The sequence below is a fragment of the Falsiroseomonas sp. E2-1-a20 genome (genome assembly GCF_051433195.1).
Taxonomy (GTDB): Bacteria; Pseudomonadota; Alphaproteobacteria; order Acetobacterales; family Acetobacteraceae; genus Falsiroseomonas.
The window spans coordinates 36942-63648 of record NZ_JBHMFT010000019.1 but is presented as its reverse complement, the minus strand read 5'-3'; the positions used below and the strand labels follow the sequence as shown (position 1 = coordinate 63648).

Annotated in this window: 26 protein-coding genes; 16 read left to right on the top strand and 10 right to left on the bottom strand. The window is 72.2% G+C overall.

The genetic code is table 11. The features are described 5' to 3' along the window. Window positions 1-165: 165 nt before the first annotated feature. The 6 genes from motA to ACFHPP_RS20825 form a co-directional block, all read right to left on the bottom strand. Entirely contained in the window at window positions 166-1032 is an 867-nt protein-coding gene (motA, locus tag ACFHPP_RS20850; protein ID WP_437165161.1) for a flagellar motor stator protein MotA, read from the bottom strand. Continuing rightward, window positions 1029-2144: a flagellar motor protein MotB gene (locus tag ACFHPP_RS20845; protein ID WP_437165160.1), complete on the bottom strand. Its 1116-nt coding sequence runs from the start codon at window positions 2142-2144 to the stop codon at window positions 1029-1031. The genes motA and ACFHPP_RS20845 overlap by 4 nt, the downstream gene beginning before the upstream one ends. 70 nt (window positions 2145-2214) lie before the next feature. Further along, window positions 2215-3615 (bottom strand): helix-turn-helix domain-containing protein, encoded by a 1401-nt coding sequence (locus ACFHPP_RS20840; RefSeq protein ID WP_437165198.1) that lies wholly within the window; start codon window positions 3613-3615, stop codon window positions 2215-2217. 81 nt (window positions 3616-3696) lie between these two features. Then, window positions 3697-4671 (bottom strand): threonine ammonia-lyase, encoded by a 975-nt coding sequence (locus tag ACFHPP_RS20835; protein WP_437165159.1) that lies wholly within the window; start codon window positions 4669-4671, stop codon window positions 3697-3699. Beyond that, complete coding sequence (locus tag ACFHPP_RS20830) at window positions 4668-5816, bottom strand: NAD(P)/FAD-dependent oxidoreductase (RefSeq protein WP_437165158.1); 1149 nt, start codon at window positions 5814-5816, stop codon at window positions 4668-4670. Before ACFHPP_RS20830 ends, ACFHPP_RS20835 begins: the two co-directional genes overlap by 4 nt. A 99-nt stretch (window positions 5817-5915) precedes the next feature. Further along, window positions 5916-7352 (bottom strand): YsnF/AvaK domain-containing protein, encoded by a 1437-nt coding sequence (locus tag ACFHPP_RS20825; RefSeq protein ID WP_437165157.1) that lies wholly within the window; start codon window positions 7350-7352, stop codon window positions 5916-5918. A 221-nt stretch (window positions 7353-7573) separates the two neighbouring features. Between ACFHPP_RS20825 and ACFHPP_RS20820 the strand changes: the two genes are divergently transcribed. The 6 genes from ACFHPP_RS20820 to ACFHPP_RS20795 all read left to right on the top strand — a co-directional run bounded on the left by ACFHPP_RS20820 (window position 7574) and on the right by ACFHPP_RS20795 (window position 13251). After that, the gene (locus ACFHPP_RS20820) at window positions 7574-8932 is read left to right on the top strand and encodes an ABC transporter substrate-binding protein (RefSeq protein ID WP_437165156.1); all 1359 of its coding nucleotides are present in this window, start codon (window positions 7574-7576) and stop codon (window positions 8930-8932) included. 61 nt (window positions 8933-8993) lie between these two features. Further along, complete coding sequence (locus tag ACFHPP_RS20815; protein ID WP_437165155.1) at window positions 8994-9923, top strand: carbohydrate ABC transporter permease; 930 nt, start codon at window positions 8994-8996, stop codon at window positions 9921-9923. After that, a complete protein-coding gene (locus ACFHPP_RS20810) occupies window positions 9923-10819 on the top strand; it encodes a carbohydrate ABC transporter permease (protein ID WP_437165154.1) in 897 nt (298 codons plus the stop codon). The genes ACFHPP_RS20815 and ACFHPP_RS20810 overlap by 1 nt, the downstream gene beginning before the upstream one ends. 9 nt (window positions 10820-10828) lie before the next feature. Further along, a complete protein-coding gene (locus tag ACFHPP_RS20805; RefSeq protein WP_437165153.1) occupies window positions 10829-11929 on the top strand; it encodes an ABC transporter ATP-binding protein in 1101 nt (366 codons plus the stop codon). A gap of 54 nt (window positions 11930-11983) precedes the next feature. After that, window positions 11984-13069, top strand: coding sequence for a malate/lactate/ureidoglycolate dehydrogenase (locus ACFHPP_RS20800; protein WP_437165152.1), 1086 nt, complete (start codon window positions 11984-11986; stop codon window positions 13067-13069). Next, complete coding sequence (locus tag ACFHPP_RS20795; RefSeq protein WP_437165151.1) at window positions 13069-13251, top strand: hypothetical protein; 183 nt, start codon at window positions 13069-13071, stop codon at window positions 13249-13251. Before ACFHPP_RS20800 ends, ACFHPP_RS20795 begins: the two co-directional genes overlap by 1 nt. A gap of 2 nt (window positions 13252-13253) precedes the next feature. Here ACFHPP_RS20795 and ACFHPP_RS20790 read toward each other — a convergent pair whose 3' ends face one another. Further along, window positions 13254-14348 carry a PA0069 family radical SAM protein gene (locus tag ACFHPP_RS20790; RefSeq protein ID WP_437165150.1) on the bottom strand — a complete coding sequence of 365 codons (1095 nt, stop codon included), beginning with the start codon at window positions 14346-14348 and terminating at the stop codon, window positions 13254-13256. Window positions 14349-14437: 89 nt separating this feature from the next. On the opposite strand from ACFHPP_RS20790, the gene ACFHPP_RS20785 reads away from it, so the two are divergent. The 4 genes from ACFHPP_RS20785 to ACFHPP_RS20770 are packed head-to-tail and all read left to right on the top strand — an operon-like array spanning window position 14438 to window position 16870. After that, window positions 14438-15124: a TIGR04283 family arsenosugar biosynthesis glycosyltransferase gene (locus ACFHPP_RS20785; RefSeq protein WP_437165149.1), complete on the top strand. Its 687-nt coding sequence runs from the start codon at window positions 14438-14440 to the stop codon at window positions 15122-15124. Beyond that, window positions 15121-15699: a TIGR04282 family arsenosugar biosynthesis glycosyltransferase gene (locus ACFHPP_RS20780; protein ID WP_437165148.1), complete on the top strand. Its 579-nt coding sequence runs from the start codon at window positions 15121-15123 to the stop codon at window positions 15697-15699. Before ACFHPP_RS20785 ends, ACFHPP_RS20780 begins: the two co-directional genes overlap by 4 nt. Next, complete coding sequence (locus tag ACFHPP_RS20775; RefSeq protein ID WP_437165147.1) at window positions 15696-16469, top strand: class I SAM-dependent methyltransferase; 774 nt, start codon at window positions 15696-15698, stop codon at window positions 16467-16469. The genes ACFHPP_RS20780 and ACFHPP_RS20775 overlap by 4 nt, the downstream gene beginning before the upstream one ends. 35 nt (window positions 16470-16504) lie before the next feature. Then, complete coding sequence (locus tag ACFHPP_RS20770) at window positions 16505-16870, top strand: hypothetical protein (protein WP_437165146.1); 366 nt, start codon at window positions 16505-16507, stop codon at window positions 16868-16870. A 6-nt stretch (window positions 16871-16876) separates the two neighbouring features. Here the strand turns inward: ACFHPP_RS20770 and ACFHPP_RS20765 are convergent, their stop codons facing one another. Then, on the bottom strand, window positions 16877-17359 hold the full coding sequence (locus ACFHPP_RS20765) for a cupin domain-containing protein (RefSeq protein ID WP_437165145.1): 483 nt from the start codon (window positions 17357-17359) through the stop codon (window positions 16877-16879). A 77-nt stretch (window positions 17360-17436) separates the two neighbouring features. On the opposite strand from ACFHPP_RS20765, the gene ACFHPP_RS20760 reads away from it, so the two are divergent. The 3 genes from ACFHPP_RS20760 (at window position 17437) to ACFHPP_RS20750 (ending at window position 19835) form a co-directional block, all read left to right on the top strand. Then, entirely contained in the window at window positions 17437-18072 is a 636-nt protein-coding gene (locus ACFHPP_RS20760; RefSeq protein WP_437165144.1) for a ribonuclease HII, read from the top strand. A 65-nt stretch (window positions 18073-18137) separates the two neighbouring features. After that, entirely contained in the window at window positions 18138-19232 is a 1095-nt protein-coding gene (locus ACFHPP_RS20755) for a site-specific DNA-methyltransferase (RefSeq protein ID WP_437165143.1), read from the top strand. Window positions 19233-19238: 6 nt separating this feature from the next. Next, window positions 19239-19835: an AAA family ATPase gene (locus ACFHPP_RS20750; protein ID WP_437165142.1), complete on the top strand. Its 597-nt coding sequence runs from the start codon at window positions 19239-19241 to the stop codon at window positions 19833-19835. Here the strand turns inward: ACFHPP_RS20750 and ACFHPP_RS20745 are convergent. Next, complete coding sequence (locus ACFHPP_RS20745) at window positions 19824-20345, bottom strand: biotin transporter BioY (protein WP_437165141.1); 522 nt, start codon at window positions 20343-20345, stop codon at window positions 19824-19826. The two genes, ACFHPP_RS20750 and ACFHPP_RS20745, sit on opposite strands and share 12 nt — an antisense overlap. Before the next feature lie 13 nt (window positions 20346-20358). Next, window positions 20359-21441, bottom strand: coding sequence for an A/G-specific adenine glycosylase (locus ACFHPP_RS20740; protein ID WP_437165140.1), 1083 nt, complete (start codon window positions 21439-21441; stop codon window positions 20359-20361). Window positions 21442-21443: 2 nt separating this feature from the next. Between ACFHPP_RS20740 and ACFHPP_RS20735 the strand changes: the two genes are divergently transcribed. From ACFHPP_RS20735 to ACFHPP_RS20725, 3 genes are all read left to right on the top strand, one after another. After that, a complete protein-coding gene (locus ACFHPP_RS20735; RefSeq protein WP_437165139.1) occupies window positions 21444-21905 on the top strand; it encodes a DUF721 domain-containing protein in 462 nt (153 codons plus the stop codon). A 53-nt stretch (window positions 21906-21958) separates the two neighbouring features. Beyond that, the gene (locus tag ACFHPP_RS20730) at window positions 21959-22600 is read left to right on the top strand and encodes a thioredoxin domain-containing protein (RefSeq protein ID WP_437165138.1); all 642 of its coding nucleotides are present in this window, start codon (window positions 21959-21961) and stop codon (window positions 22598-22600) included. 85 nt (window positions 22601-22685) lie between these two features. After that, entirely contained in the window at window positions 22686-26687 is a 4002-nt protein-coding gene (locus tag ACFHPP_RS20725) for a chromosome segregation SMC family protein (protein WP_437165197.1), read from the top strand. Window positions 26688-26707: the final 20 nt, after the last annotated feature.

The following is a 26707-nucleotide window of genomic DNA, read 5'->3' as shown; positions in this document are numbered from 1 at the left end:
CCGGCCCGCCACCGGCCCCGCAAATTTTTTCGCGCCCTTCGCGGCGGGCGGCAAGCCCAGCCTAGGGCGGATTTCACCTGTGCCATGCACAGGTGAATCCGCCCTAGCTGTTGATTTGGCGCATTTTCCGAGTCGTCAGGCGTATCCGCCTGACTTGAAAATGCTCTAGCCGATCTGCAGGCTCTGCAACGCCTCCTCGAGTTCGGCGAAGCTCGGCATGGAATGCGAGGGTGCGGCCTTGCGCCCGGCCTCCACCGCCACCTGCGGCGCATTGCCGTGCAGGTGGGCGACGAGCACGGCGCGGATCACCTCGTAGTATTTGCAATCCTCCTCGATCACGCCGTTCAGCCGCGACGCCATCGGCCCCATCACGCCATAGGCCAGCAGGATGCCGAGGAAGGTGCCGACCAGCGCGCCGCCGATCATGCCGCCGAGCACGGCCGGCGGAGAATCGATGCTGGCCATGGTCTTGATGACGCCGAGCACGGCGGCGACGATGCCGAGCGCCGGCAGCGCATCCGCCGTGGTCTGGAAGGTGTGCGCCACGTGCAGTTCCTCCGCCCGCACCTTCTTCAACTCCTTGGACATGATGTCCTCGATCTGGTGCGGATCGTCGGCGTTCATGCCGACCATGCGCAGGTAGTCGCAGATCATCGCCACCGCGATCTTGTCCGCCATGATCTTCGGGAATTTCTGGAAGGCCGGGCTTTCCGAGGGCTTCTCGATATGCGCCTCCAGCGCCATCGCGCCCTTGGTCTGGGCCAGCCGCACGAACCAGTACAGCATCGACAGCAGGTCGACGTATTCGTGCTTGTGGAAGCGTTCCCCCTTCAGGATCTTCCCGAAGCCGCCGAGCGTGTGCTTGATGCCGGCGACGCTGTTCGCCATCACGAAGGCGCCGATCGCGGCGCCGCCGATCATCATCATCTCATAGGGCAGCGACTTCAGGATGATGCCGAACTTGCCGCCGGCGATCATGTAGCCGCCGAACACCATGGCCAGCAGGAAGACCAGGCCCCCGATCGTCGTCATGGCGCGGCCACCTGCGGTGCGGTTCGTGCCTGCGGCGCGGGTCTGGCCTGCGGCGCCGATCCTGCCTGCGGCACGGGTGGATTTTCCCGCAGCAGCGTGATGGAGACGCGGCGATTGGCCGCCGCGTTCGGCGTCTCCGGCAGCAGCAGGTCGCGTTCCGCATTGCCGGTGACGCTGCGGATGCGTGCCACCGGCAGGCCGGCTTCCGTCAGCAGCCGGCGCGTGACGTTGGCGCGTTCCGCCGACAGATCCCAGTTGGAGCGATCGCCGCCGCCGCGGAACGGCGTGGCGTCGGTGTGGCCGGCCACCGCGATCTCGTTCGGCAGCCGCGCCACCACCTGCGTCACGCGCGCCAGCAGGCCGCGTGCGCGATCGTTCGGCGCGCTGCCGCCGAGCGCGAACATCGGCTGCCGGTCGGCGTCCAGCAACTGGATGCGCAGCCCCTCCGGCACCTGCTCCACCAGAAGCTGCTGCGCCAGTTCCGCCAGCAGCGGATCCTCCGCCACCGCGGCGCGGATCTCCTCCGCCGCGCGCTCGAAGGCTTCGCGTTCCCGCCGCTGGTGTTCGGCGCGCAGCGCGGCGTCGGTCAGCGCCCGCGCATCGGCCCCAACCTGTTGCTGGGCCAGGCGCTGCATCTCGCGCGGGTCGGCATCGCCGGGGGGAAGGTCGGCGCGCGCCTGGCGGATGCGGCGCAGCTCGGCCTCCTCATCCTCGCCCTCCGGGCCCTCGCGCCGCGGCACGGGGCGCGCGACGGTCGGCACCTCCTCCTCCACCTCGACATCCTCCAGCACCGGCACCGGGCCGTGCTGCAGGCGGATGGCGCCGGCATTCTGCGTCACCTGCGCGGTCTCGTTCGGTGTACGGCCGCCGAAGGGCTGGCCGGCGCCGGTCTGGTTCCGGCCCATCACGTTGCTCGGCGCGAAATAGTCGGCGAGGCCGCGGCGCTGTTCCTCCGTCGTCGCGTTCAGCAGCCACATCAGCAGGAAGAAGGCCATCATCGCCGTGACGAAATCGGCATAGGCGACCTTCCAGGCACCGCCATGGTGGCCGTGCCCGCCCTCCTCGATGCGCTTGATGACAATCGTCGCGCCGCCCTTGCCACCCTTCGCCATGCAGCTCCGCCCAAGGCGCCCCGGAAATGCGGCGCGGGTCGGAGACTACCGGAGGGCGGTTAAGCGCTGGCTAAATCCGGCGCGTCGGCTCGAAGCGCCAGGGGCTGGCGCCGTGCTCGTTCGGGTCGAGGTTCAATCGGTGCTCCAGCGGCGGGAAGGCGCGGCTGCGGCATTCCCTGCGCTCGCACAGCCGGCAGGACAGGCCGATGCCGACCACGGCGCGCCCCAGGTCCAGGCCATCGGCATAGACCACCTCCGCCGCGCGGGACAGGTCGCAGCCCATCGCCACCACATGCACCGGCGCCGGTTCGCCCCAGTGCGTGGTGGGTGCGGCGATGGCGCGCGCGAAGCACAGGAACGCCGCGCCATCCGGCAACTGCGCCACCTGCACGCGGGTGACGGCGGGCGTGGCGAAGGCCTGGTGGACGATCCATTTCGGGCAGGACCCGCCGAAGCGGGCGAAGGGAAAGCCGGCCGCCGAGAAGCGCTTGTCCACGTTGCCCGCCGGGTCGACGCGCAGGAAGAAGAACGGCACGCCGCGCGCATCGGTGCGTTGCAGCGTGGACAAGCGGTGCGCCGCCTGTTCGAAGGACACGCCGAAGCGGGAGGCCATCGCCTCCACCTCGTGCCGCAAGTCCCGTGCCGCGGCCAGGAAGGGCGCGTAGGGCATCAGCAGTGCCGCCGCGGCGTAGTTCAGCAGGCCGATGCGGACCAGGGCGCGCGCCTCGGCGGAGGACAGTTCGGCCGGCGCCGCCACCGCCTCCACCGCCTCCCGCGCCTCCAGCAGCATGAGCTGGAAGGCCATCTGGAAGCCGCGGCTTTCGCGCGGCAGGGATTCGGACAGGTCGAGCCGCCGCAGCGCCGGGTCGTAGCGCCGCAGCGCGCCGTCCAGCCGCCCGACGGCAACCGTGACGCCATGCGTCCGCCGCAGCCGCTCCGCCACCGCGTGGTTCATCTCGGCCGGCGCCGCGCGCAGCTCGCCTGCGATGTCCTCCGCCACCTGTTCCAGTTCAGGAAAATGGTTGGCGCGGTCGTGGAAGAAGTCGCGCGCCTCCTCGTTCGGCAGCAGCAGGCGGCGGCCGCTCGGCAGGGCGAGGCCGGAGGCATCCTCCCGCGCCACCCGCCAGGCGCGGTAAAGCGCCAGCATGGCGCGCGCGGCCTGCGGCGCGCTGGCGGCCATGGCGGCGATTTCCGCCTCCGGCACCTCCTCCAGCCCCAGCAGCGGGTCGGACAGCACTTCCCGCAGCCCGGCCTCGGTCTGGCGCTCGCCGGTGCCGGACAGCGCCGCGAGGTCCACCCGCAGCACCTGGCCGAGCTTGATCAGCAGGCTGGCGGTGACCGGGCGCTGGTCGTGCTCGATCAGGTTCAGGTAGCTGGGCGAGATGCCGAGCCGCAGCGCCAGGGCCTGCTGCGTCAGCCCTTGTTCCATGCGCAGGCGGCGGATGCTGCGCCCGATCAGCGGACGGGCCATGGGGGAGGGGTTCTCGACCGGGTCGCGGCGGAGGATTCCAGCCGCGGTCGCGGAAGGCAATGTAAATCCTTGACCGCCGGCTCAGGCCGCCAGCGCCTCCGCGAACACCGCCGGGTCGACGTTGCCGCCGCTGATCACGAGGCCGACGGTACGGTCGCGGACCTGAACCTTGCCGGCCAGCACCGCGGCCAGCGCCACGGCGCCGCCGGGTTCGGCGACGATCTTCAGGTGCTCGAAGGCGAAGCGCATGGCGCGAAAAACCTCGGCCCGCGTCACCACCACGGCACCGGCCAGGCGCGGCTGGTTCACCGCGAAGGTCAGCGCGCCCGGGCGCATCGACAGCAGCGCATCGCACAGCGTCGGGCCCTGGCCATCATTGGCGACGCGCTTTCCGGCTTCCAGCGACAGCCGCGTATCGTCCCAGCCCTCCGGCTCCACCGCCCAGATCTTCGTCAACGGCGAGGCGCCCTCGGCCGCCAGGGCGCAGCCGGCGATCAGCCCGCCGCCGCCGGTGCAGACGGCGAGTGCCTCCAGCGAAAGGCCGGCCGCCGCCGCGTCCTCGATCAGCTCCAGCGCCAGCGTGCCCTGGCCGGCGATGACATCCGGGTGGTCGAAGGGCGGCAGCACGGTGCCGCCACGCTCCGCCGCCAGTTGCTCCGCCAGCTTCTCCCTGTCCGTGGTGCTGCGGTCGAAGAAGGTGAGCTCCGCGCCCCAGCGCCGGGTGCTTTCCACCTTGATGGCGGGCGCATCCTTCGGCATCGCCACCAGCGCCCGCATGCCGAGCATCGCCGCCGCGCAGGCCACCGCCTGGCCGTGGTTGCCGGAGGAATGCGTCACCACGCCGCCCGCGCGTGCGGCCTCCGTCATGCGAAGCGCCGCGTTGGTGGCGCCGCGCAGCTTGAAGCTGCCGGTGCGCTGCAAGGGCTCCGGCATCACCAGGATGGTGCCGCCGGTCATCTCGTCCAGCAGGCGGTGGCGCAGCATCGGCGTGCGGATGATCTTGCCCGAGATTCGCGCCGCGGCGGCGCGGACGTCGTCATGCGTCGGGAGCCTCATGCCGGCACCTTCGTGAAGCGGTTCGGGTCCACCATCGGCACGACCGGCAGCAGGTCCGCCGGCACCTGCCCGGCGACCAGCCCGGCGACCAGCCGCCCCGCCGCGGGCGAGGTCTGGATGCCGTAGCCGCCCTGGCCGATCATCCACAGGAACCCGGGCGCCTGGGCATCGAAGCCGATGGCCAGGCTGCGGTCCGGGGTGAAGCTGCGCAGCCCGGCCCAGCGGTGTTCCACCCGGTGCACCGGGATATCCAGCGCCTGCTGCATGCGGTCGACGGCGATTGCGACGTCGATCTCGTCCGGCTGCACGTCATGCGGCGGCATGTCGGTCTCGTCGGCAGGGGAGACCATCAGCTTGCGCCGCGCCTCCGGCCGCACGTACCAGCCATGCGCGGCATCCCCGACCAGCGGCCAGTTGGCGCAATCAATCCCATCGGCATGCGCGCCGGGGTCGATGATCAGCGCCGTGCGCCGCTTCGGTTGCAGGCCGATCGGCCGCAGCCCCGCCAGCACCGCCACCTCGTCGCCCCAGGCGCCGGCGGCGTTGACCAGGACGGGCGCGCGGAACACGGCGCCGCCGGCCCCGCTGCCCCGGGCCTCCGCATGCCAGTGGCCCTTGTCGTGCCAGATGCGCCCGGCCCGCGCGCGCAGCGCCAGCACGCCGCCGGCGGCGCGCGCCTGCTTCAGGAAGCCGGCATGCAGGGCGGCCACGTCGATGTCGAAGGCATCGCGCTCGATGGCGGCGGACACCGCGTAATCCGCCCGCAGCGGCGGGCCCATGGCGATGACCTCGGCGAGGCTGATCGGCTCCAGCCCCTCGCCGCTGTCGAGCAGGGCCTGCATCGCCGCCGCCTGGTCGGCCGGCGCGATGGTGACGACCGGCCGCTGCGCCAACAGCGGCGCGCCGGCGAAACCTGGCGGCGGGCTGGCGAAGAAGGCGCGGGAGGCGGCGGACAGGCGCCGCACATCCGGCGGGCCGTAGTTCTGGATCCAGATGGCGGCGGACCGGCCGGTGCTGTGGTAGCCGGCGGTCTCCTCCGCCTCCATCAGCGCCACGCGGCGCCCATCGGCAGCGCAATGCGCGGCGGCGGTGGCGCCGGCGATGCCGGCGCCGATGACGAGAACGTCGAAGGCCTGAGTGTCCATGCCGCGGATGGTCTCGCGGCAGGGCGGCCCCGGTCAATCCCGAAGGGTCAATCCCGACGGGTCAATCCCGAGGGTCAATCCCGACCGGGGCCAACTCGTTCAGCCGGCGCGGCCGGTGCGGTCGCGGCGGGCCGGGTCGTTGGCGGCGGCGTTCTCGTCCACGTCCACCTCGGTGCGGCGCACGGTGTCATGCACCGTCTCGGTGCGCTCGGTGGTCTCCTTGTTGACAACCACCTCGCCGGTCACGCGGACGTCCTTCCGCACCACGGCTTCCTCGGTGCTTTCCTCGGCCTCGATGACGCGGTCCTTGAACAGGTTCGCCTCATCGGCGGTGGCGGCACGGTCGGCCGGCACGCGCTGGACGTGCACATGCTCCTCGCGCAGCGTCACCTGCTCCTCGGCCGGCGTCTCGACGACATAGGACCGGACGCGGACGCGGCCGGCATGGCTTTCGCGCTTGCCGACGCGCAGGCGCTCCTCCGCCATCGGGATGCGCTGCTCGCCTTGCAGGTCCTGGCTGGTGGTGGATTCGGTCCCCGTCGCCGGGGTCGTGGCATGGCCGCCACCGGCCGCCGTCGCGCCGTAGGCGGAATGCGGGTCGCCCGTGACGACCCCGCTGGAACCCTGCGCGGGAATGCCGGTATCGACCCCGGTGCGCGCATCCGTATCCGGCATCACCAGCGAGGATTCGACCGAGCCGGAGCTGATGCCGGCCATCGAGCCGCCGCTCCAGCCCTGCTGGCGCCAATCGGCCTCCCGCGCATCCAGGTCCACGGCGCCGGCGGCTTCCATGGCGTCCATCGCCTGGTGCATCCGGCCTTCGTCCACCTCGGCCAGCAGCAGCGTCGAGCCGCGGCGCAGGCCCTCGCTGTAGGTGGCGCGGTCGTCATCGGGCATGAACAGGTCCGCGATGGCGCCGAAGAAGCCGCGATCCTCGCGCCGGTCCGCGGCGGAGGTGGCGACGGTGCCGCCCTGGCCGCTGCCGGCCTCGGCCTGGTGCATGCGGATGTTCTCGGCGCCGAGGCCGAGGCCGCGCAGGGTCTCGGCGGCGCGCTCGGCTTCGGCGCGGGTGTCGAACATGGCGGTCAGCGTGCGTTGCATAAGCTGGTCTCCGTGATGTGCTGTTCTATCGTCGAAGGCTGTCGCATCGGGCGGTGGCAGGCGGGTGACGGACACGTCCTGGCGCAGCAGGGGCAGGGACAGGGTCACCGGCTCCTCCTCCACCGTCAGGCGGAAGCGGACCTCCTCCGTCACCACCAGGCGGCGGACCACCACCAGCCGTTCCTCCAGCACCGGGACGATCACCAGGTCGCCCTCCTGCCGGACCGGCGGCGGGGACTCGACCTCCTGGTCCACCGGCACCCGCTCGACCTCCACCAGCCGGCTCCGGCGGGTGGTGTGGACCTCGCCCGGCGCTTCCGTGGTCGTCACCGAGACCCGCACGCCGCCGGTGACGCGGCGGCGCCGCAGGATGCGCGGGACCTCCTCCATCAACGGCAGGCGACCGATCTCGGTCACCGACTCAGGCTCGGCCATGGATGTCCCCCCTCCGGCGTGCCGCAACAGAACGAGGGGCGGTCCCAATCTGTTCCATGCGGCCGCGCATCATCGCGGCGCGCGCCGCGCATCATCGGGATCATCATGGCGCGCGCCGCATACCATCGGGCTTGCTAGGGGCGCGTCCGGATGCCTAACCTTCCGACCGCAACCACGCACGGTCGGCAAACGACCGGTACCAAGGGCAGGAGAGAACAGGGATGGTCCAGGGAATGAACCGGCGCGACGTGCTGCGCGCGGGCGCGGCGCTGACGGCGGGAACCACGCTCGCCGCGCCGACGGTCTTCGCGCAGGGCACCGGCGGCAACCTCCGATTTGCCTTCTGGGACCATTGGGTGCCCGGCAGCAACGAGGCCCTGCAGGTGCTGGGCCGGCAATGGGCGGAAGCCAACCGCGTCAACCTGACGCTGGACTTCATCAACACCACCGGCAACCAGCTGCAGCTGACCGCCGCCGCGCAGGCCCAGGCCCGCAGCGGCCATGACGGCATCTCGCTCGGCCCGTGGGACATCGGCGCCTATGCCGACCAGCTGGAGCCGGTGGACGACCTGATCGCCAAGCTGATCGCAGCGCACGGCCCGATCAACCCGGTGGCGGAATTCCTGGCCAAGCGGGATGGCGCCTGGCGTGGCGTGCCGGCGACCTCCGGCACCCAGAACAAGCCGGCCTGCGTGCGCTTCGACCTGATGCAGCAGCATGCCGGCATCGATGTGCGCGCCATGTGGCCGGCGAAGGCCGAGCGTGGCCCCGGTGCCGAGAACTGGAACTGGGACACCTTCCTGATGGCCGCGGAGAAGTGCCACGCCGCCGGCGTGCCCTTCGGCCTGCCGATGGGCCAGTTCACCGATGCCGTGGACTGGGTCGGTGCGCTGTTCCTGTCCTATGGCGCGGCGATGACGGATGCGCGCGGCAACCCCACCATCCGCAACAATGCCAAGCTGCGCTCCGCCATCGACATGGCGGTGAAGATCAGCAAGTTCCTGCCGAACGACGTCTGGGCCTGGGACGATGGCAGCAACAACCGCGCGCTGATCTCCGGCCGCTCCGCCCTGGTGTTCAACCCGCCTTCCGCCTGGGCGGTGGCCAAGCGCGACGCGCCGCAGGTGGCCGAACAGTGCTGGACCATCCCGATGCCGGCCGGGCCGGAGGGGCGCTTCATCGCCTACCTGCCCTGGACCACCGGCATCTGGGCCTTCGGCCGCAACAAGGGCGCGGCGAAGTCCTTCCTGGAATTCATCTCCTCCCGCGAGGCGGCGGAGGCCACCACCAACCGCAGCGGCGGCTACGACATCCCGCCCTTCGCGAGCATGAGCAACTTCCCGGTGTGGGAGCGCGAAGGCCCGCCGGTCGGCACGATCTTCAACTATCCGCTGAAGCCGCACCACCAGGCGACGGCGTCGATCGCCTTCGCCCCGGCCCCGCCGGAACTGGCAAGCCAGCTGTATATCCAGGCGATGAACACCAAGGTCATCGCCCGCGTCGCGCAGGGCGGCGAGTCGATGGACCAGGCGCTCGGCTGGCTTGAGCGCGAGATCAACAACATGCGCCGCGGCGGCTGACGGACTTGCCCGGGGCGCGCGCGCGCCCCGGGATTTGCGTCACGGCTGAGGAGGAGGCCGCATGGCCGACGGTTCGACCATCCCGATGCAGCGTGCTGCGGCCGGCGGCGGGTCCCTGAAGCGCTTCGCGCGGCAGAGATCCACCGTGGCCTTCCTGATGACGCTGCCGCTGATCGCCATCATCGGCGGGCTGGTGGTCTGGCCCGCGGGCTACGCCATCTACCTGTCGACGCTGAACCGGCGGATGACAGAGTTCATCGGGCTGACGAACTTCGACATCCTGCTGGAATCCGAAACCTTCAGGATGGTGATCTTCCAGTCGATGTTCTTCGCGGTCACCGCGGTGATCCTGAAGGCGCTGATCGGCTTCTGGTTGGCCCACATGCTGCATCACCTGCCGACCAAGGGGCAGCGCAAGTGGCGCGGCATGCTGCTGGTGCCCTGGGTGATCCCGCCGGCGCTGTCGACGCTCGGCTGGTGGTGGATGTTCGAGCCATCCTACTCCTCGATCAACTACGTGCTGGCGATCTTCGCGGTGCCGGCGGTGCCCTGGCTGGGCGAGCCGTGGTGGGCGCGGATCTCCGTCATCATCGTCAACGTCTGGTACGGCGCGCCCTTCTTCATGATCATGTACCTGGCCGCGCTGAAATCGGTGCCGGAGCAACTGTATGAGGCGGCGATGATCGATGGCGCCACGTCCTGGCAGCGGCTGCGCTACATCACGCTGCCGATGATGCGGAACATCATCTCCATCACCGTGCTGTTCAGCCTGATCGTGACCTTCGCGAACTATGACATCGTCCGCGTGCTGACCAATGGCGGCCCGCGCGACCTGACGCATGTGTTTGCGAGCTATGCCTTCCAGGTCGGCGTGCTGTCGGGGAACATCCCGCGCGGCGCCGCGGTTTCGCTGTTCATGTTCCCGATCCTCGCCGTCATCGCCTTCTTCGTCCTGCGCGGCGTGACGCGCCGCAACCAGCAGGAGGCCTGATGTCCGCCACCGCCGTCAAACGCACGGGCCTGACCGAGTTCGGCCGGGCCGGGTCGCTGCGCAAGGAGCGCCGCTGGGCGCTGATCGTGGCCTATGTCTCGCTGGTGATCGCCGCGATCATCATGCTGGCGCCGCCTTTCTACATGTTCCTGACCAGCCTTAAGACCAGCGCGGAGGTCGCCGACCTCGGCGGCAACCCCTGGATCGTCAAGTCGCCGACGCTCGAGAACTACACCGCGCTGATCGGCGACCCGATGTTCCGCGGCTTCTTCTGGAACAGCATCAAGGTGACGGTGCTGGTCGTGGCGCTGAGCATGATCATCTCCGTGCTCGCGGCCTTCGCGCTGGCGCGGATGAAGTTCTGGGGCAGCCAGGTGCTCGCCACCGGCGTGTTCCTGACCTACCTGGTGCCGGACACGCTGCTGTTCATCCCGCTGTACCAGATCGTCGGCGGGCTCGGCCTGCTGAACTCCACCTGGGGGCTGGTGCTGGTCTATCCGACGCTGACGGTGCCGTTCTGCACCTGGATCATGATCGGCTACTTCGCCTCCATCCCGAAGGAGTTGGACGAGGCGGCGCTGATCGATGGCTGCGGCTGGTGGCAGATGCTGATCCGCATCTTCATCCCCGTAGCCCTGCCCGGCATCATCGCGGCGACCATCTTCGCCTTCACCGTATCCTGGGCGGCCTTCGTCTATCCAACCGCCTTCATCACGCGGCCTGACGAGATGCCGCTGACCATCGGCGTGGTCAGCCAGTTGATCCGCGGCGACACCTTCGCCTGGGGCCAGCTGATGGCCGGCGCGCTGCTCGCGGCGCTGCCGCCGGTGGTCGTCTACGCCTTCCTCATGGACTACTACATCGCCGGGCTGACCGCCGGCGCAACGAAAGGCTAGGGGCTCCCTATGGCGCAGGTTTCCGTCCGCAAGGTGGTGAAGGCCTATGAAGGCGGCGTGCAGGCGGTGAAGGGCATCGACCTGGAGATCGCGGACCATGAGTTCGTCGTCCTGGTCGGCCCCTCCGGCTGCGGCAAGTCCACCACGCTGCGCATGATCGCGGGGCTGGAGGAGATCACGGCAGGCGAGATCGCGATCGGCGGCACCGTCGTGAACGACATCCCGCCGCGCGACCGCGACATCGCCATGGTGTTCCAGAACTACGCGCTGTACCCGCATATGTCGGTGTACGAGAACATGGCCTTCGGGCTGACGCTGCGGAAGATCGCGAAGGACGAGATCGCGCGCCGCGTCAACAACGCCGCCCGCATCCTGGACATCGAGCCGCTGTTGCAGCGCAAGCCGAAGGCGCTGTCCGGCGGCCAGCGGCAGCGCGTCGCCATGGGCCGCGCCATCGTGCGCGACCCCAAGGTGTTCCTGTTCGACGAGCCGCTGTCCAACCTCGACGCCAAGCTGCGCGTGCAGATGCGGACCGAGATCAAGAAGGTGCACCAGACCGTCCGCACCACCACCGTCTACGTCACCCATGACCAGGTGGAGGCGATGACGCTGGCGGACCGCGTGGTGGTCATGAACCACGGCGTCATCGAGCAGGTCGGCCCGCCGCAGGAGCTGTACCACACGCCGAAGACGCGCTTCGTCGCCGGCTTCATCGGCAGCCCGGCAATGAATTTCATGCCGGCCCGGGTCGAGAATGGCAGCGGCGCCCTGCGCGTCGTGCTGCCCAACGGCACCGTCTTCCCGGTACCGGCGGAGCGCACCGCGCGCTACCAATCCGCCGTGGGGCGGGAGACGCTGTTCGGCCTGCGGCCGGAGCACATGACCGAGCCCAAGAACCTTGACCGCGACAACATCGCGCTGTTCGAGGTGATGCCGGAGGTGATCGAGCCGATGGGCATGGAAACCCTGGTGCATCTGTGGATGGACGGCGCCGAGATCTGCGCCCGCATCGACCCGACCACGCCGGCCGAGCCCGGCCGCCCCCTGCAACTGGCCGCGGACCTCAACCACATGCACCTGATCGACGCGGAAAGCGGCCGGGTGCTGTAGGCGGGGCGCGCGGGGCTGATCTAGACTGGCGGCCAAGTCAGTCGAGGAAACCCCATGGCCGCCACCTACGTCACCGTCCCCGCGCCCGCGCTCGAAGAGGTCGTGGAGAAGATTTTCGGCGCCGCGGGGTGCGATGGGGCGGAGGCCAATCGCATCAGCACCCACCTGCTGGGCGCCAATCTGGCGGGCCATGACAGCCACGGCGTGGCGCGGGTGCCGCGCTATGTCGAGTGGCTCGAAGCGGGCTTCGTGCTGAAGGGACAGACGGCCGAGATCGTCACCGATGGCGGCTGCTTCGCGCTGCTGGACGGGCATTTCGGCTTCGGCCAGACGGTGGCGCCGCAAGCGGTGGACCTCGGCATCGCCCGCGCCCTGCAACACGGCATCGCGGTGGTGGGCCTGCGCAACGCCGGCCATATCGGCCGCGTCGGCGAGTATTCGGAAAAGGCGATCGCGGCGGGGCTGATCTCCGTCCACTTCGTCAACGTCGCCGGCAGCGTTCTGGTGGCGCCCTTCGGCGGCACGGAACGGCGCTTCTCCACCGCGCCCTTCAGCGTCGGCGTGCCGCTGCCGGGCCGGCCGCTGATCCTGGATTTCGCGACCTCCCTGGTGGCGGAGGGCAAGGTGCTGGTGGCCTCCAACGGCGGCAAGGCGCTGCCGCATGACGCGTTGATCGAGCCGGACGGCACGCTCTCGGCCGATCCGCACACGCTGTATGGCGACTACCCGCAGATCGGCCCGCGCAACCCCTCCAACGGAAAAGGCGCGATCCGCGCCTTCGGCGAGCACAAGGGCAGCGGGCTTGCCTTCATGTGCGAGATGCTGGCCGGCGCGCTGACCGGCGGCGGCACCTCCGGCCCCGTCGAGGCGCGCGGGCGCATCGCCAACGGGATGCTGAGCTTCTATGTCTCGCCGAAGCATTTCGGCACACAGGCGGAATTCGAGGCGACCGGCCGCGCCTATGTCGACTGGGTGATGGAGACCAGCCCGGCGAATGCGGACCAGCCGGTGCTGGCGCCGGGCGACAAGGAGGCGCAGACCCGCGCCGATCGCCTGGCCAACGGCGTGCCGCTGCAGCCGGATACCTGGGAGAGCATCCTGCAGGTGGCACGGCGCCTCGGGGTGCCGACCAACGGCTGATGGATCCGCTGACGCGGATCCTGTGGCGGATGGCGCAATGGTGGCGCCATCCGCCATCCCGCACCTATGTGCGCATCCTGATCGTCGTGTTGGTGCTGGCGATGGTGCTGGTGCTGATCGAGCGCTTCATCGGCTGGCCGGCGTGGATGACGACCGACCGCGTGCCGATCCGCCGCATGTGACGCTACAGCAGTTCCAACTGCCGGGCGGGCGCGCGGGGCGGCTGGAACTGGCTGCAATCCAGCCCTTCCGACATGCCGCCGCCGGTGCTGCGTCCACCGAGCCCATGGCGCCGCAACGCGATGCGGAACCGCTGCGCCAGCAATTCGGCATAGGGGCCGGTCCCAGTCTGGCGCTGGCCGAAGCGGGCATCGTACAGCCGCCCGCCGCGGGTTTCCCGCACCAGGGCCAGCACGCGGGCGGCGCGGTCGGGGTGGTGCTCGGCCAGCCAAGCCTCGAACATCTCCTTGATCTCGAGCGGCAGGCGCAGCAGCACGTAGCCGGCCCGGCTGGCGCCGGCGCGGGCGCTGGCTTCCAGGATGCGCTCCAGCTCCATGTCGTTCAGCGCCGGGATCATCGGCGCCGCCAGCACGCCGACAGGGATGCCGGCCTTCGCCAGCTCCGTCACCGCCGCCAGGCGCTTCAGCGGGTTGGCCGCGCGCGGTTCCATCGCGCGCGCCAGCTTCATGTCGAGCGTGGTGATGGACAGGCACACATGCACCAGGTTGCGTTCCGCCAGGCGTTTCAGGATATCGAGGTCGCGCAGCACCAGCGCGCCCTTGGTGACGATGGTGACCGGATGGCCGAAGCGTTCCAGCACCTCCAGCACCCGCCGCGTGATGCCGAGCGTGCGCTCCACCGGCTGGTAGGGGTCGGTATTCGCCCCCAGCGCCACCGGCCTGGCCACGTAGCCCGGCTTCGACAGCTCCTTCTCCAGCAGCTCCGGCAGGTTCGGCTTGAACATCAGCCGCGTCTCGAAATCGAGGCCGGGCGACATCCCGACATAGGCATGCGCCGGCCGGGCGTAGCAGTAGATGCAGCCATGCTCGCAGCCGCGATACGGGTTCAGCGAGCGGTCGAATCCGATATCCGGGCTGTCGTTCCAGGACAGCGCGCTGCGGGCGCTCTCCCGCGTCAGCGTGGTGGGCAGCGGCGGCAGGTCGGCGAATTCCGCGGCCAGCGTGCCCCAGCCATCGTCCTGCAGCTCGGTGCGCGTCGTCTCGTAGCGGATGCCCGGATTGGTGACGGCACCCCGGCCCTTGCGGGCCAAGGAAGGCATGGCATTGGCTCCCCCATCCGGCATCGTCGTGTCCTCTGTTTGTTCCTGCTTTCATTGAGATCACGGCGGGGCCTGCCGTCAAGAACAAAATGCGAATAGACACTCTTTCCGTCGTCATTCCCGCGCTGAACGCCGCCGGCACCCTGCCGGCGACCCTGGAAGCGCTGGGGGAGGTGCCCGCCGAGATCCTGCTGGTCGATGGCGGCAGCACCGATGGCACCGCCGCAATCCCCGGGCCGCGCATCCTGGCCGCGCCGCGTGGCCGTGGCATCCAGCTCGCCACCGGCATCGCCGCCGCCCAAAACCCCTGGCTGTTGCTGTTGCACGCGGACACCATCCTCGCGCCGGGGTGGGCGGAGGCTGTGGCGCGGGCGATGCAGGAGCCCGGCCGCGCCTGGTACTTCCGCTTTGCGCTTGACGATGCCACCCCGGCCGCGCGCCGCCTGGAACGCGCCGTCGCCTGGCGCTGCCGCAGCCTCGGCTTGCCCTATGGCGACCAGGGGCTGCTGATCCACCGGGACCTGCTGGACAGCGTCGGCGGCCTGCGGCCGCTGCCGCTGATGGAGGATGTGGACCTGGTCCGCCGCCTGGGCCGCGCCCGGCTTGGCGCCCTGCCGGTGGCGGCGGTGACGAGTGCGGCGCGGTGGCGGCGGGATGGCTACCTGGCGCGGTCGGCGCGCAACATCCTATGCCTCAGCCTCTGGTTCGCCGGCGTGCCGCCGCGCATCATCGCGCGGATCTATGCGGGCAAGGGCAGGGGCAAGACCGGGGGATGAAGCGCGACCAGCTGGTGATCTTCGCGCGGGCGCCGCGCCTCGGTACCGTCAAGCGGCGCCTGGCGCGGGGCATCGGCGCCATGGCGACGCTGCGCTTCTATCGCGGGCAGTTGGCGGCGCTGCTCGGCGCGGTGGGGCGGGACCGGCGCTGGGCCACGGCCATCTCCGCCACGCCGGACCGGGTGCGGGCGCGCTGGCCGCGCCGCCTGCCCATCCTGGCGCAGGGGCGTGGCGGCCTCGGCCAGCGCATGGCCCGCGCGATGCGGCCGCACCGGCGCGTCGTCATCGTCGGCAGCGACATTCCGGAGGTGGGGGCCGCCGACATCGCCGCGGCGTTCCGGGCGCTTGGCCGCGCCGATGCGGTGTTCGGCCCGGCGGAGGATGGCGGCTACTGGCTGGTCGGGCTCGGCCCGCGGCGGCCGGCCACGCCCTTCGCCAAGGTGCGCTGGTCTACCAGACACGCCCTGGCCGATACGCTGGCCAATTTCCGCAACCACCGGGTTGCCCTGCTGCGCCGGCTGCGCGACGTGGACACTGCCGAGGACCTTCGGGCGCTGGAGAAGACCCGCCGATGAGCAACCCGGATTGGAGCCGCACCAGCGCCGATTATGCCCGCCACCGCCAGGGCTTCCCGCCCGGCCTGTACGACCTGATGGCGCACCACGCCCTGCTGCGCCCGGGTATCGCGGCCCTCGACCTCGGCACCGGTACCGGCACGCTGGCGCGCGGCCTGGCGGCACGCGGCGCCACCGTGCTCGGCCTGGACCCGGCGCCGGGTCAGGTGGCCGCCGCGACGCGACTGGCCGCCGCGGAGGGCCTCGCCGACCGCGCCCGCTTCGCCGAGGGCCTCGCCGAGCGCACGGAACAGCCCGAGGCCAGCTTCGACCTGGTGGTGGCCGGCCAGGCCTGGCATTGGTTCGACCGCGGCCTGGCCGGCGCCGAGGCCATGCGCGTGCTGCGCCCCGGTGGCGCGCTGCTGATCTGCCATTTCGACTGGATTCCGCTGCCCGGCAACGTCGCGCACGCCACCGAATTCCTGATCGAGGCGCACAACCCGCGCTGGCGCATGGGCCGCGGCACCGGCTTCTACCCGGCCTGGGCGACGGATCTGGCCCTCGCCGGCTTCCAGGATCTCGGCTTCGGCGGCTTCGACCATCCGGCGCTCTACACGCGGGAGGATTGGCGCGGCCGCATCCGTGCCTCGGCCGGCGTCGGCGGCGCGCTGGAGGATGCGGCGGTGGCGCGCTTCGATGTGGAACTTGCCGGCCTGCTGGATGCGCGTTTCCCGGCGGACCCGCTGGTGGTGCCGCACCGGGTCTTCGCGATCTGGGGCTGGAAGCGTTAACCCGGCCTCAACCCTTCGCGGCGCAGGCTGGCCGCATGACCGACAGCGACCTGGCGCGGGAGGCGCGCCTTTCCATCGCCCGCCACCTGGCCGAGCTGCACCGGCTGCATCTGGCCCTGGCCGCCGACAGCCGCAGGCTGAAGGTGCTGACCATGGAGGGCCGCCCCCTCGCCGAGATCGAGATCGCGACGGAACTGCTGGAGCAGTACATGGGCGCCACCGGCGCCTTCCTGGAAAACATGCGCGGCCGGTTCGAGGCGCGGCTCGGCCTGCTGCGCCGCGGCGACCCGGTGGGGCCGGATGCCGCGCCGGGGCAGGGGCCGATCGGCCATGGCCCCTTCTGGTACGCCTTCTCCCGCCTCTGCGCCGCGCTGCGGGTGGCGCAGCGGCGCGCGGGGTAGAGCAATTCAGGTGTAGCCGCGGTGCTCCGGCTCGGCCGCTTCCTGCCGCGCATCCTCCTGCGCCTTCTGGTCCACCTGCTGCGTCTTGCCTTCGGACTTCGGCGGAGCGTCCGCATCCTCCGCCGGCTCGAAGTCGAAATCGCCGTGCCGGGACTGCCAGCTTTGTACCGTCAGCAGCTTCGCGCCACCGCGGCTTTCGTGCGGGCCGTGCACCACGCCGGCGGCATGGGTCAGGCAGGTGCCGGGGGCGACCTCCTGCCCGGCCTCCGTCATGTCGCCCTCCAGCAGGAAATGCATCTCGGACCCCGCCTGGTGCTTGTGCGCCGGGATGCGCCCGCCGGGGGGCAGGTGGACGATGGTGGTCACCACGCCGGCCTTGGCGTCCTCGTTCAGGATCTGGATGCGGAAGGCGCCGCCTGTGGCGCCGGGAATCTGGAACGGTGTCGGCTCGACCTGGTCCGCCACCACCTTCAAGCTGCCCGAATTCATGCATCTTCTCCCGCTGTCGCGGGGCGAACGCCGCGGCGCGGTGGCGGGTTGCGCCGGCGGGCGCTATCCCTTGACCCATGCCGGACTACAGTTTCGAGCGCGAAGCGGGCGGCCGCGTGGCCGGGGTGGACGAGGTCGGGCGCGGGCCGTTGGCCGGGCCGGTGCTGGCGGCCGCCGTGGTGTTCACGGGCCCACCCGACGCCGCCCTCGCCGCGCTGCTGGATGACAGCAAGAAGCTGACCGCCGCCCGACGCAATGTCGCCTTCGCCGCGCTGCTGCAGGCGGCACGGGCGGGTCGGCTGGACTACGCGATCGCCGCCGCCAGCGTGGCGGAGATCGCCCGCCTCAACATCCTGCGCGCCAGCCACCTGGCGATGGCGCGCGCCCTGCACCGGCTGCGGGCCCCCTGCGACCTGGCGCTGATCGACGGGCCCATGGCGCCCACTCTGCCGTGTGCCGTGCGTTGCGTGGTCGGTGGCGATGCGCTGAGCCTTTCCATCGCCGCGGCCTCGATCCTGGCGAAAGTCACGCGCGACCGGGCCATGGCGCGGCTCGGGCTGCGTTTCCCCGAATGGGGCTTCGGGCGCCACCAGGGCTATGCGACCGCGGAACACCGCGCCTGCCTCGCCCGCCTCGGCCCGACGCCGCACCACCGGCGGGGCTTCGCGCCGGTCGATCAGTTCTTCCTTGAGCTGCCCGCGCCAACCGACTGAGTTGACGTGGCGACTCGGCGCAACGCATTGTGCAGCCTCGATTCGCGGGGGTGGGTGGCGGAGGCATGGGAACCGGGCTCGACCTGCCGCTGGATCAGGTGCTGGTCGGCGACTGCATCGCCATGCTGAAGCGGCTGCCGCCGGCCTCGGTGCATGCGATCTTCGCCGATCCGCCCTACAACCTGCAATTGAAGGGCACGCTGCGGCGGCCGGATGACAGCCTGGTGGATGGCGTCGACGACGAATGGGACCAGTTCGCCGATTTCGCGGCCTATGACGCCTTCACCCGCGAATGGCTAATCGAATGCCGCCGCGTGCTGCGCAAGGACGGCACCATCTGGGTGATCGGGTCCTACCACAACATCTTCCGGCTCGGCGTCGCGATGCAGGACCTCGGCTTCTGGATCCTGAACGACGTGGTCTGGCGCAAGGCCAACCCGATGCCGAACTTTCGCGGCCGGCGCTTCACCAACGCGCATGAGACGATGATCTGGGCGGCGCGCGGGCCGGAATCGCGCTACCGCTTCAACTACGCCGCCATGAAGTCGCTGAACGAAGACGTGCAGATGCGCAGCGACTGGTATTTCCCGCTGTGCACCGGCGCGGAACGCCTGCGCGGCGCGGATGGCGCGAAGCTGCACCCGACGCAGAAGCCGGAGGCGCTGCTGGCCCGCGTGCTGATGGCCTGCACCGCGCCGGGGGAGGTGGTGCTGGACCCCTTCTCCGGCACCGGCACCACGGCGGCGGCGGCGAAGCGGCTCGGCCGACGCTACATCGGCATCGAGCAGGACCCCACCTACGCCGCGGCCGCCGAGGCGCGGCTGGCGGAGGTGGTTCCGATGGATGAGAGCGTCGCGCTGGCGCTGCCGAACAAGCGCGAGCAGCCGCGCATTGCCTTCGGCGTGCTGGTGGAGCGCGGCATGGTGCCGCCGGGCAGCACGCTGGTGGACCGCAACCGCCGTTGGCGCGCCGTGGTCGGCGCCGATGCGACGCTGCGCTGCGGCGAGGCGGTGGGGTCCATCCACAAGGTCGGCGCGGCGTTGCAGGCGGCGCCGTCCTGCAATGGCTGGACCTTCTGGCATGTCGAGACGCGCGACGGGCGGCTGCGGCTGCTGGATGAACTGCGGCAGGAAATCGCCCAGGACGGGCGCGGGGTCTAGCCCAGGATGGGCGCCGACACGCCGACGCTGTGGCTGATTGCGGGGCCGAACGGTGTTGGCAAGACGAGCTACGCCCGACGCTACCTGCGGGCGGTGGCGGGAACGGAGCGCTTCGTCAACCTCGACGAAATCGCCCGTGGCTACTCGCCGCTGACGCCAACACCGGATGCCGAGACGGCGACGAAGGCGGCGCGATCCGTGCTGCACCACATTGCAGATCATATCTCGCATCGGCGCAGCTTCGCCCTGGAAACCACCCTCGCGGGCAGGACCCACCTGCGCACGCTCGCCGCCGCGCGCGCGGCCGGCTTCGCGACGCGGCTGGTGTTCTGCATCCTGCCCGATGTGGAAACCGCGCTGTCCCGCATCGCCGCCCGCGTCACCGCCGGCGGGCATGCGGTGCCGGAGGCCGATGCGCGCCGGCGCTTCCCGCGCGCCTGCGCCAATTTTTCCCAGTACGCCGCCGCCTGCGACCTGTGGCGCGTGCTGGATACGCAGATGGCGGAACCGCGGCTCGTCGCGGCCGGACCGCCGCCTGCCATCGCCGACGCGGCGCTGCTGGCGGGGCTGCCGGATGCGTTGCGGGCGCAGCTAGCGGCGTAGGGCGCGCAGCAGCGCCACCGCCAGCGCCGTCTTCACCAGCGTGCCGGGGATGAACAGCAGGAACCCGGCCTCGAAGGCGCGCGCCAGGCCGACATAACCCGCGAGCCACGCCACGCCCGGCACGAACAGCAGCAGATGCGCCGCCAGCAGCACCGCCGCCTGGCTCCAGGCGCCGAGGCCGCGCGCATGCCCCGCAACCCATGCCGCCAGCGCGAAGCCCAGCAGGTAGCCCGCCGTCGGCCCCATCAGCACCGCGAGGCCGCCCGTGCCGCCGGCGAACACCGGCAGCCCCGCCGCGCCCTGCGCCAGGTAGGCCGCCACCGCCGCGACACCCGCCGCCGGCCCGCCCAGCGCGCCGAGCAGCAGCACCACCAGGCTTTGCAGGGTGGCCGGCACCGGCCACATCGGCAGCGTCACCTGGGCGGAGGCCGCCAGCAGCCAGGAGCCGAGCAGGGCCATGCCGCAGAAGCGCAGCGCAGTGGGGCGTGTGGCAAGGGATGCGATGGCCATGCTGGCGTGCCTCTCAGAAGCTGTCCTGGCCCCGGTCTGCCATCGCCGCGGCCGGGCTGTCCAGCAGGTCCAGCAGCCTGTGCATGACGCTCGGCATGCCGGCGCGGGCCTCGGCGGGGTTCATCCAGGCATGGCCCGGCAGCGCGGCCTCACCGGGCAGGCGGGCGGTCAGCAGTGTCATGCGCAGTTCGAAATGGGTGAAGCCGTGCCGCGCCTCCCCAGGCAGGCGGCGCCAGTCGGGGCCGGGCAGGGGGGCATGGGCCAGCGCCTCCGCGTCCGGCCAGGGCTCCGCGCGCCAGGGCGTTCCGGGTACTTCGAGCATGCCGCCGAGCAGGCCCTTCTCGGCCCGCCGCCGCACCAGCATCCGGCCAGAGTCGTCGAACAGCAGGAAATGCACGCCGTGCCGCGTCGGCCGCGCGGCCTTGGCCGCCTTGCGCGGCAGGCTGGCCTGCACGCCGGCCGCCTGGGCCGCACAGCCCTCCCGCCACGGACACAGCGCGCAGGCCGGGTTGCGCGGCGTGCAGAGGGTGGCGCCGAGGTCGAACAGCGCCTGGGCGAAATCCCCCGGCCGCGCCCGCGCGCCAGCGTCCGTCATCCAGCCCTGCGCCAGCTCCGTCAGGCGCTTCTTCGCCGCCGGCAGCGGGGTTTCCACCCGAAAAATGCGCGCCGCCACCCGCTCCACATTGCCATCCGCCGGCACCACCGGCTGCCCGAAGGCGATCGCGGCGACGGCGGAGGCGGTGTAGGGGCCGATGCCCGGGATCGCCCGCAGCCCCTCCCCGGTTCGTGGAAACCCCTGCGCCGCCAGCGCCTTGGCCCCCGCATGCAGGTTGCGCGCGCGGGCGTAGTAGCCGAGGCCGGCCCATTCCTCCGCCACCTCCTCCCACGCCGCGGCCGCCAGCGCCGCGACGGTCGGAAACCGCGCCAGGAATCGTGTATAGCGGGGTCCGACGGCGGCCACCGTCGTCTGTTGCAGCATGACCTCGGACAGCCAGACGCGGTAAGGGTCGGGCGTCCCGGTCGCCAGCCGCCAGGGCAGCACCCGGCGGTGGCGGTCGTACCAGTCGAGCAGCAGGGAAGGGGAGGGAGGGGTCACGCATGGCAGAGAATGGCGAAGGCCGCCGCTTTCCGACAGGCCCCCTGCCGGTTTCGGTGATGATCCACCGGCTGACCCGCCCGGCCTTCCGCAAGCGCAGCCCGGCCGGGGCGCTGCTGATGGCGGATTGGGCGGCGATCGTCGGCCCGGCGCTGTCCGCCGTCACCCAGCCGCTGCGCATCACCGCCGGCACGCTGACCCTGGCCTGCGCCGGCCCGGTGGCGATGGAATTGCAGCATTTGGCGCCGGAACTGATCTCCCGCATCAACGCCCATCTCGGGCGGGTGGCGGTGGAGCGGCTGCGGTTCGTGCAGCAGGCCGTCGCTGGCGGCACCCCGCCCAGGCCGCGCCCGCGCCCGGTGGTGCTGCCGGGGGATGTCGAGGCCCGGCTGGCCGCGATGCCGGAGGGTGAGTTGCGCGATGCCCTGGCAAAGCTGGCGCTCGGCGTCTATCGGAAGCGGTGATCATGCGGGAACACCCCATATACCGGGCTGTTCCACCTGCCGGAGGCTCCACGATGCTGCACCGCCGCACCCTTCTCACCCTCGCCGCCGGGGCTTCGGCCGCCCTGCTGCTGCCCGCAGCCGCCTGGGCCCAATGGACCCCGCCGGCGCCCGAGGCGCTGGCCGCGGATGACCCGCGCATGACGGAGCGCAGCCTCGGCCGTGCCGACGCGCCGGTGACGGTCATCGAGTATTTCTCCCTCACCTGCGGCCATTGCGCGGCCTTCCACACCCAGACCTGGCCGCAGGTGAAGAAGGACCTGGTGGAGACCGGCCGCATGCGGATGGTGTTCCGCGACTTCCCGCTGGATGCGCTGGCGCTGGCCGGGGCCGCGGTGGCGCGCAGCCTGCCGCCGGAACGCTACGAGCCCTTCATCTCCGCGCTGCTGTCCTCGCAGGATCGCTGGGCCTTCAGCCGCAGCGCCGACCCGCGGGAGGAGCTGTTCAAGCTCGCCGCTCTGGCCGGCATGGGGCGCCCGCAATTCGATGCCGCGATCACCGACCAGGCCCTGGCGCGGGCGATTTTGGCGGCGCGGGTGGCGGGGCAGCAGCAGCACAACGTGTCCTCCACGCCGAGCTTCGTCTTCGGCAACCGTACCGTGCCGGGCAACATGGCCTTCGGCCGTTTCGCCGCCCTGGTCGCCGAGACCCGCTGAACCCATGGAAGTGGCGCCGACACCCGAGACTCCCGAGGAGCCGGCCCGCAGCGATGCCCAGGCCGAAGCCGCGCGCCACGCGAGGCTGACCCGGCTGCGCATCGCCGGCTTCAAATCCTTCGCCGAGGCGACGGTGGTGGAGGTGATGCCGGGCCTGACCGGCATCGTCGGCCCGAATGGCTGCGGCAAGTCCAACGTGGTGGAGGCGCTGCGCTGGGCGATGGGCGAGACCAACGCCCGGTCCATGCGCGGCGGCGAGATGGACGACATCATCTTCGCGGGCACCTCCACCCGGCCGGGCCGCAACCTGGCCGAGGTGACCCTGGTGCTGGAGGAAGCGGCCGGGCTGGCGCCGCCGCCCAATGCCGAAGCCACCGACCTTGAAATCTCGCGGAAAATCGCGCGGGGCGAGGGCAGTTCGTTCCGCGTCAACGGGCGGGAACTGCGCGCCCGCGACGTGCAGACGATGTTCGCCGATATCGGCTCCGGCGCCCGGTCCTCCGCCATGGTCAGCCAGGGCCGCGTCTCCGCGCTGATCTCCGCCAAGCCGGAGGAACGCCGCGCGGTGCTGGAGGAGGCCGCCGGCATCGCCGGGCTGCGCGCCCGCAAGCACGAGGCCGAACTCAAGCTGCGCCAGGCCGAGACGAATCTCGGCCGCGCCGAGGACCTGATCGGCCAGATGGAGGCCGGGCGCCAGAACCTGCAACGCCAGGCCCGCCAGGCCGCGCGCTACCGCAACCTGTCCGGCCTGGTGCGGGATGCGGAGGTGGAGTGGCTGGCGATCCTGCGCGCCCGCGCCCAGGCCAGCCTGCGGCACGCCCGCGATGTCTTCGGCACCGCCCGCCGCGCCACCGCGGACGCCGAGGCGCAGGCCGAGGCCGCCGCACGCCGCGCCTTCGACGCCGAGCGCGGCCTGCCCGCGCCCCGCGCCGCCGAGGCCACCGCCCGCACCGCGCTGGAGCGTCGCCGGGTCGAGGCCGAGACGCTCGGCGCCGAGGAGACCCGCGCGCGGGAGGCGCTGGCCGGGGCCGAGTCGCGCCACGCCGCGCTGGCGCGGGACCTGGAACATGCGGCGCGCGTCGATGCCGATGCCGGCGCGGCCGAGGCCCGGCTCGATGCCGAGGCCGAGGAACTGGTCGCCGCCGCCGCCGAACTGCCGCAGCGCCTGGCGCGCGCCGAGGCGGCGGAGACCGCGGCCATTGCCGCCGTCGAAGCCGCCGCCGAGGCCGCCGACCGCGCCACCGAACACGCCGCCGAGGCCGCCGCCCAGGCCAATGCGCTCGCCGCCGCCGAGGCCGAGGCGGCGACGCGCGCCGAGCGCCTGGCGCACCAGTTTGCGAAGATCGCGGCGGACCATGCGGCCGCCAGTCGTGCCGTGGTGCCCGGTTCGGCGCTGGCCGCTGCCGCGGACCAGGTGGGCGCTGCCGAATCGGCCCTCGGCAACGCCGAATCGGCGCTGTCCGCCGCCGAGGCCGCCCGCGCCGGCGCCCAGGCCGCGCACGAATCCGCCCGCCGGCTTTCCGCCGAGGCCGAGGCGACCGAATCCCGCGCCTCCGCCGAATTGCAGGCCGCCGAGACCGCTGCCCGCCGCGCCGCCGAGCAGGCTGCCCGCCTGACCGCCGAGCGCGACGCCGCCCGTGCCGGCGCGGTGCCGGAAGCCGACCTCGCCGCCGCCCGCACCGAAGCCACCGCCGCCGCCGCCGCCTTGGCCGAGGCGCGCGCCGCGCTAGAAGCGGCCGAGAAGGCCCGCACCGCCGCGCAGTCCCGCCACGAAGCCGCCCGCGCCGCCGCCAGCGAGGCCGAGGCCGCCCGCGCCCGCGCCGCCGCCGAGGCCGCCGCCCTGGCCGAGGTCCTGCGCGCGCGCGAGGTGGGTGGTGGCGAGGCGGTGCTGGACCGCATCGGCGTGCCGCCCGGCCTGGAAGCGGCCCTTGGCGCCGCGATGGGCGATGGGCTGGACTCGGCGCTGGACGAGGATTCGCCCCGCCACTGGCGCGCGCTGCCGCCGCTCGACCCGATGCCCCCGCTGCCCGCCGGCGCCACGCCGCTGGCCCGGCTGGTGGAGGCGCCGGATGCGCTGTCCCGCGCGCTGTCCCAGGTCGGCCTGCTGCCGAAGGGCACGGATGGCGCCGCGCTGCTGCCGCTGCTGAAGCCCGGCCAGGCCCTGGTGACGGAGGATGGCGCGGTCTGGCGCTGGGATGGGCATTGCCTGGCGGCGGGCATTCCCACCCCCGGCGCCGTCCGCCTCGCCCAGCGCAACGCGCTGCGCGCCGCCGGGGCCCGGCTGGACCAGGCGGAGGCGGCCGCCGCCACCGCCGCCGCGACCCGCGCCGAGGCCGCCGCCGATGAACAGCAGGCGCGCGGCGCCGAAGCCCGGCACCGCGACCAGCGCGCCGCCGCCGAACGCCGCCAGGGCGCGGCCGCGACGGCGCTGGAGCGGCTGACCGCCCGCGACCAGCAGGCGCAGCAACGCCTCGCCGCCCTGGCGCCGCAACTGGCGCGGCTGGAGACGGAAACCCAGGCCGCCGCCGCGGCGCTGGAAACGGCGCGGCTGGCTCGCGCCGCAGCGCCCAATGCGGCCACAGCCCGGCAATCCCGCACCACCGCAGCGGCCGAGGAAGCCGCTGCGATCCGCGCCGAATCGGCGGCGCGCGAGGCCCGGCGCGGGGCAGAACAGCGCCTCGCCGCCGCCCGCGACGCCGCCCGCAGCCTGTCCGCCCGCGCCGCCGAGGCCGAGGCGCGGCTGGCGGCCCTGACCCCCGAACTCGCCCGCACCACCGCCGAGCGCGATGCCGCCGACGCCGCCCTGGCGGAGGCCCGCGCCAGCCGGCAGGCCGCGCCGGACCTCGCCGCGCTGCGCGCCGAGGTGGAGCGCGCCCGCGCCGGGCTTGCCGCCGCGCGCGCCGACGAGGCCGGTTGCCGCGACGCCCGCGCCACGCTCGGCGCCGAATCCGGCCGCATCGCCACCCGCCAGGCCGCCATCGGGCCGGAGCGCGCCGAATGGGCGCGGCGCCGCGCCGAGGCCGCCAGCCGCCGCGCCGACCTCGCCACCCGCGCTGCCGAGGCCGCCGCCGAGCGCGACGCCTTGGCCGAGGCGCCCGAGATCGCCGCCGCGCAGCGCGCCAGCGCCGGCCGCGCGCTGGCCGAAGCCGAGGCTGCCCATGCCGCCGCCGCCAGGACGCTTGCCGCCGCGGAGGCCGAGGACCGCGAATCGGCCCTGGCCCGCCGCAGCGCCGATGCCGCCTTCGCCACCGCGCGGGAGGCGCAGCTGCGCGCGGAAGGCACCGCCGGCCAGGCGGAGGCCGCCGCGCTGGCGGTGGAGGAACGCATCGTCGAACGGCTCGGCGAGGCGCATCCGCCGCTGCCGGAGGAGGTCGCCGACCTCACCGACCAGGCCGAGGAGAAGTCTCGGAAAAAACTGGACCGCCTGACCCGCGAGCGGGAAGAGATGGGCCCGGTCAACCTGCGCGCCGAGACCGAGTTGAACGACCTGGATGCGACGCGCGCCCGCATCGAATCGGAACGCCAGGAAGTCGCCACCGCCATCGCCAAGCTGCGCGGTTCCATCGGCCACCTGAACCGCGAGGGCCGCGAACGCCTGCGCGTGGTCTTCGACAAGGTGGATACCGAGTTCCGCGCCCTGTTCACCCGCCTGTTCGGCGGCGGCCGCGCGCATCTGGCGCTGGTGGGCTCCGACGATCCGCTGGAGGCGGGGCTCGAGATCTTCGCCGAGCCGCCGGGCAAGAAGCTGTCCTCGCTCGCGCTGCTGTCGGGCGGCGAGCAGGCGCTGACGGCGCTGTCCCTCGTCTTCGCCGTGTTCCGCTGCAACCCGGCCCCGGTCTGCGTGCTGGACGAGGTGGATGCGCCGCTGGACGACGCCAATGTGGAACGGCTGTGCGACCTGCTGGAGGTGATGGCGGCCCCCGATGCCGCCGGCCGCGGCGGCACCCGCTTCCTGATCGTGACGCACCACCCGCTGACCATGGCGCGGATGCATCGCCTGTACGGCGTGACCATGCAGGAACGCGGCGTCAGCCGGCTGCTGAGCGTCGATCTCCAGCGCGCGGTGGAGATGGTCGAGGCGTCTTAACGCATCGTTCACCCTTGCGG

Excerpts from the sequence above, each read along its gene's own strand:
- motA (WP_437165161.1), bottom strand. The coding sequence starts at position 1,032 with ATGACGACGATCGGGGGCCTGGTCTTCCTGCTGGCCATGGTGTTCGGC.
- ACFHPP_RS20845 (WP_437165160.1), bottom strand. The coding sequence starts at position 2,144 with ATGGCGAAGGGTGGCAAGGGCGGCGCGACGATTGTCATCAAGCGCATC.
- ACFHPP_RS20840 (WP_437165198.1), bottom strand. The coding sequence starts at position 3,615 with ATGGCCCGTCCGCTGATCGGGCGCAGCATCCGCCGCCTGCGCATGGAA.
- ACFHPP_RS20835 (WP_437165159.1), bottom strand. The coding sequence starts at position 4,671 with ATGAGGCTCCCGACGCATGACGACGTCCGCGCCGCCGCGGCGCGAATC.
- ACFHPP_RS20830 (WP_437165158.1), bottom strand. The coding sequence starts at position 5,816 with ATGGACACTCAGGCCTTCGACGTTCTCGTCATCGGCGCCGGCATCGCC.
- ACFHPP_RS20825 (WP_437165157.1), bottom strand. The coding sequence starts at position 7,352 with ATGGCCGAGCCTGAGTCGGTGACCGAGATCGGTCGCCTGCCGTTGATG.
- ACFHPP_RS20820 (WP_437165156.1), top strand. The coding sequence starts at position 7,574 with ATGGTCCAGGGAATGAACCGGCGCGACGTGCTGCGCGCGGGCGCGGCG.
- ACFHPP_RS20815 (WP_437165155.1), top strand. The coding sequence starts at position 8,994 with ATGGCCGACGGTTCGACCATCCCGATGCAGCGTGCTGCGGCCGGCGGC.
- ACFHPP_RS20810 (WP_437165154.1), top strand. The coding sequence starts at position 9,923 with ATGTCCGCCACCGCCGTCAAACGCACGGGCCTGACCGAGTTCGGCCGG.
- ACFHPP_RS20805 (WP_437165153.1), top strand. The coding sequence starts at position 10,829 with ATGGCGCAGGTTTCCGTCCGCAAGGTGGTGAAGGCCTATGAAGGCGGC.
- ACFHPP_RS20800 (WP_437165152.1), top strand. The coding sequence starts at position 11,984 with ATGGCCGCCACCTACGTCACCGTCCCCGCGCCCGCGCTCGAAGAGGTC.
- ACFHPP_RS20795 (WP_437165151.1), top strand. The coding sequence starts at position 13,069 with ATGGATCCGCTGACGCGGATCCTGTGGCGGATGGCGCAATGGTGGCGC.
- ACFHPP_RS20790 (WP_437165150.1), bottom strand. The coding sequence starts at position 14,348 with ATGCCTTCCTTGGCCCGCAAGGGCCGGGGTGCCGTCACCAATCCGGGC.
- ACFHPP_RS20785 (WP_437165149.1), top strand. The coding sequence starts at position 14,438 with ATGCGAATAGACACTCTTTCCGTCGTCATTCCCGCGCTGAACGCCGCC.
- ACFHPP_RS20780 (WP_437165148.1), top strand. The coding sequence starts at position 15,121 with ATGAAGCGCGACCAGCTGGTGATCTTCGCGCGGGCGCCGCGCCTCGGT.
- ACFHPP_RS20775 (WP_437165147.1), top strand. The coding sequence starts at position 15,696 with ATGAGCAACCCGGATTGGAGCCGCACCAGCGCCGATTATGCCCGCCAC.
- ACFHPP_RS20770 (WP_437165146.1), top strand. The coding sequence starts at position 16,505 with ATGACCGACAGCGACCTGGCGCGGGAGGCGCGCCTTTCCATCGCCCGC.
- ACFHPP_RS20765 (WP_437165145.1), bottom strand. The coding sequence starts at position 17,359 with ATGAATTCGGGCAGCTTGAAGGTGGTGGCGGACCAGGTCGAGCCGACA.
- ACFHPP_RS20760 (WP_437165144.1), top strand. The coding sequence starts at position 17,437 with ATGCCGGACTACAGTTTCGAGCGCGAAGCGGGCGGCCGCGTGGCCGGG.
- ACFHPP_RS20755 (WP_437165143.1), top strand. The coding sequence starts at position 18,138 with ATGGGAACCGGGCTCGACCTGCCGCTGGATCAGGTGCTGGTCGGCGAC.
- ACFHPP_RS20750 (WP_437165142.1), top strand. The coding sequence starts at position 19,239 with ATGGGCGCCGACACGCCGACGCTGTGGCTGATTGCGGGGCCGAACGGT.
- ACFHPP_RS20745 (WP_437165141.1), bottom strand. The coding sequence starts at position 20,345 with ATGGCCATCGCATCCCTTGCCACACGCCCCACTGCGCTGCGCTTCTGC.
- ACFHPP_RS20735 (WP_437165139.1), top strand. The coding sequence starts at position 21,444 with ATGGCAGAGAATGGCGAAGGCCGCCGCTTTCCGACAGGCCCCCTGCCG.
- ACFHPP_RS20730 (WP_437165138.1), top strand. The coding sequence starts at position 21,959 with ATGCTGCACCGCCGCACCCTTCTCACCCTCGCCGCCGGGGCTTCGGCC.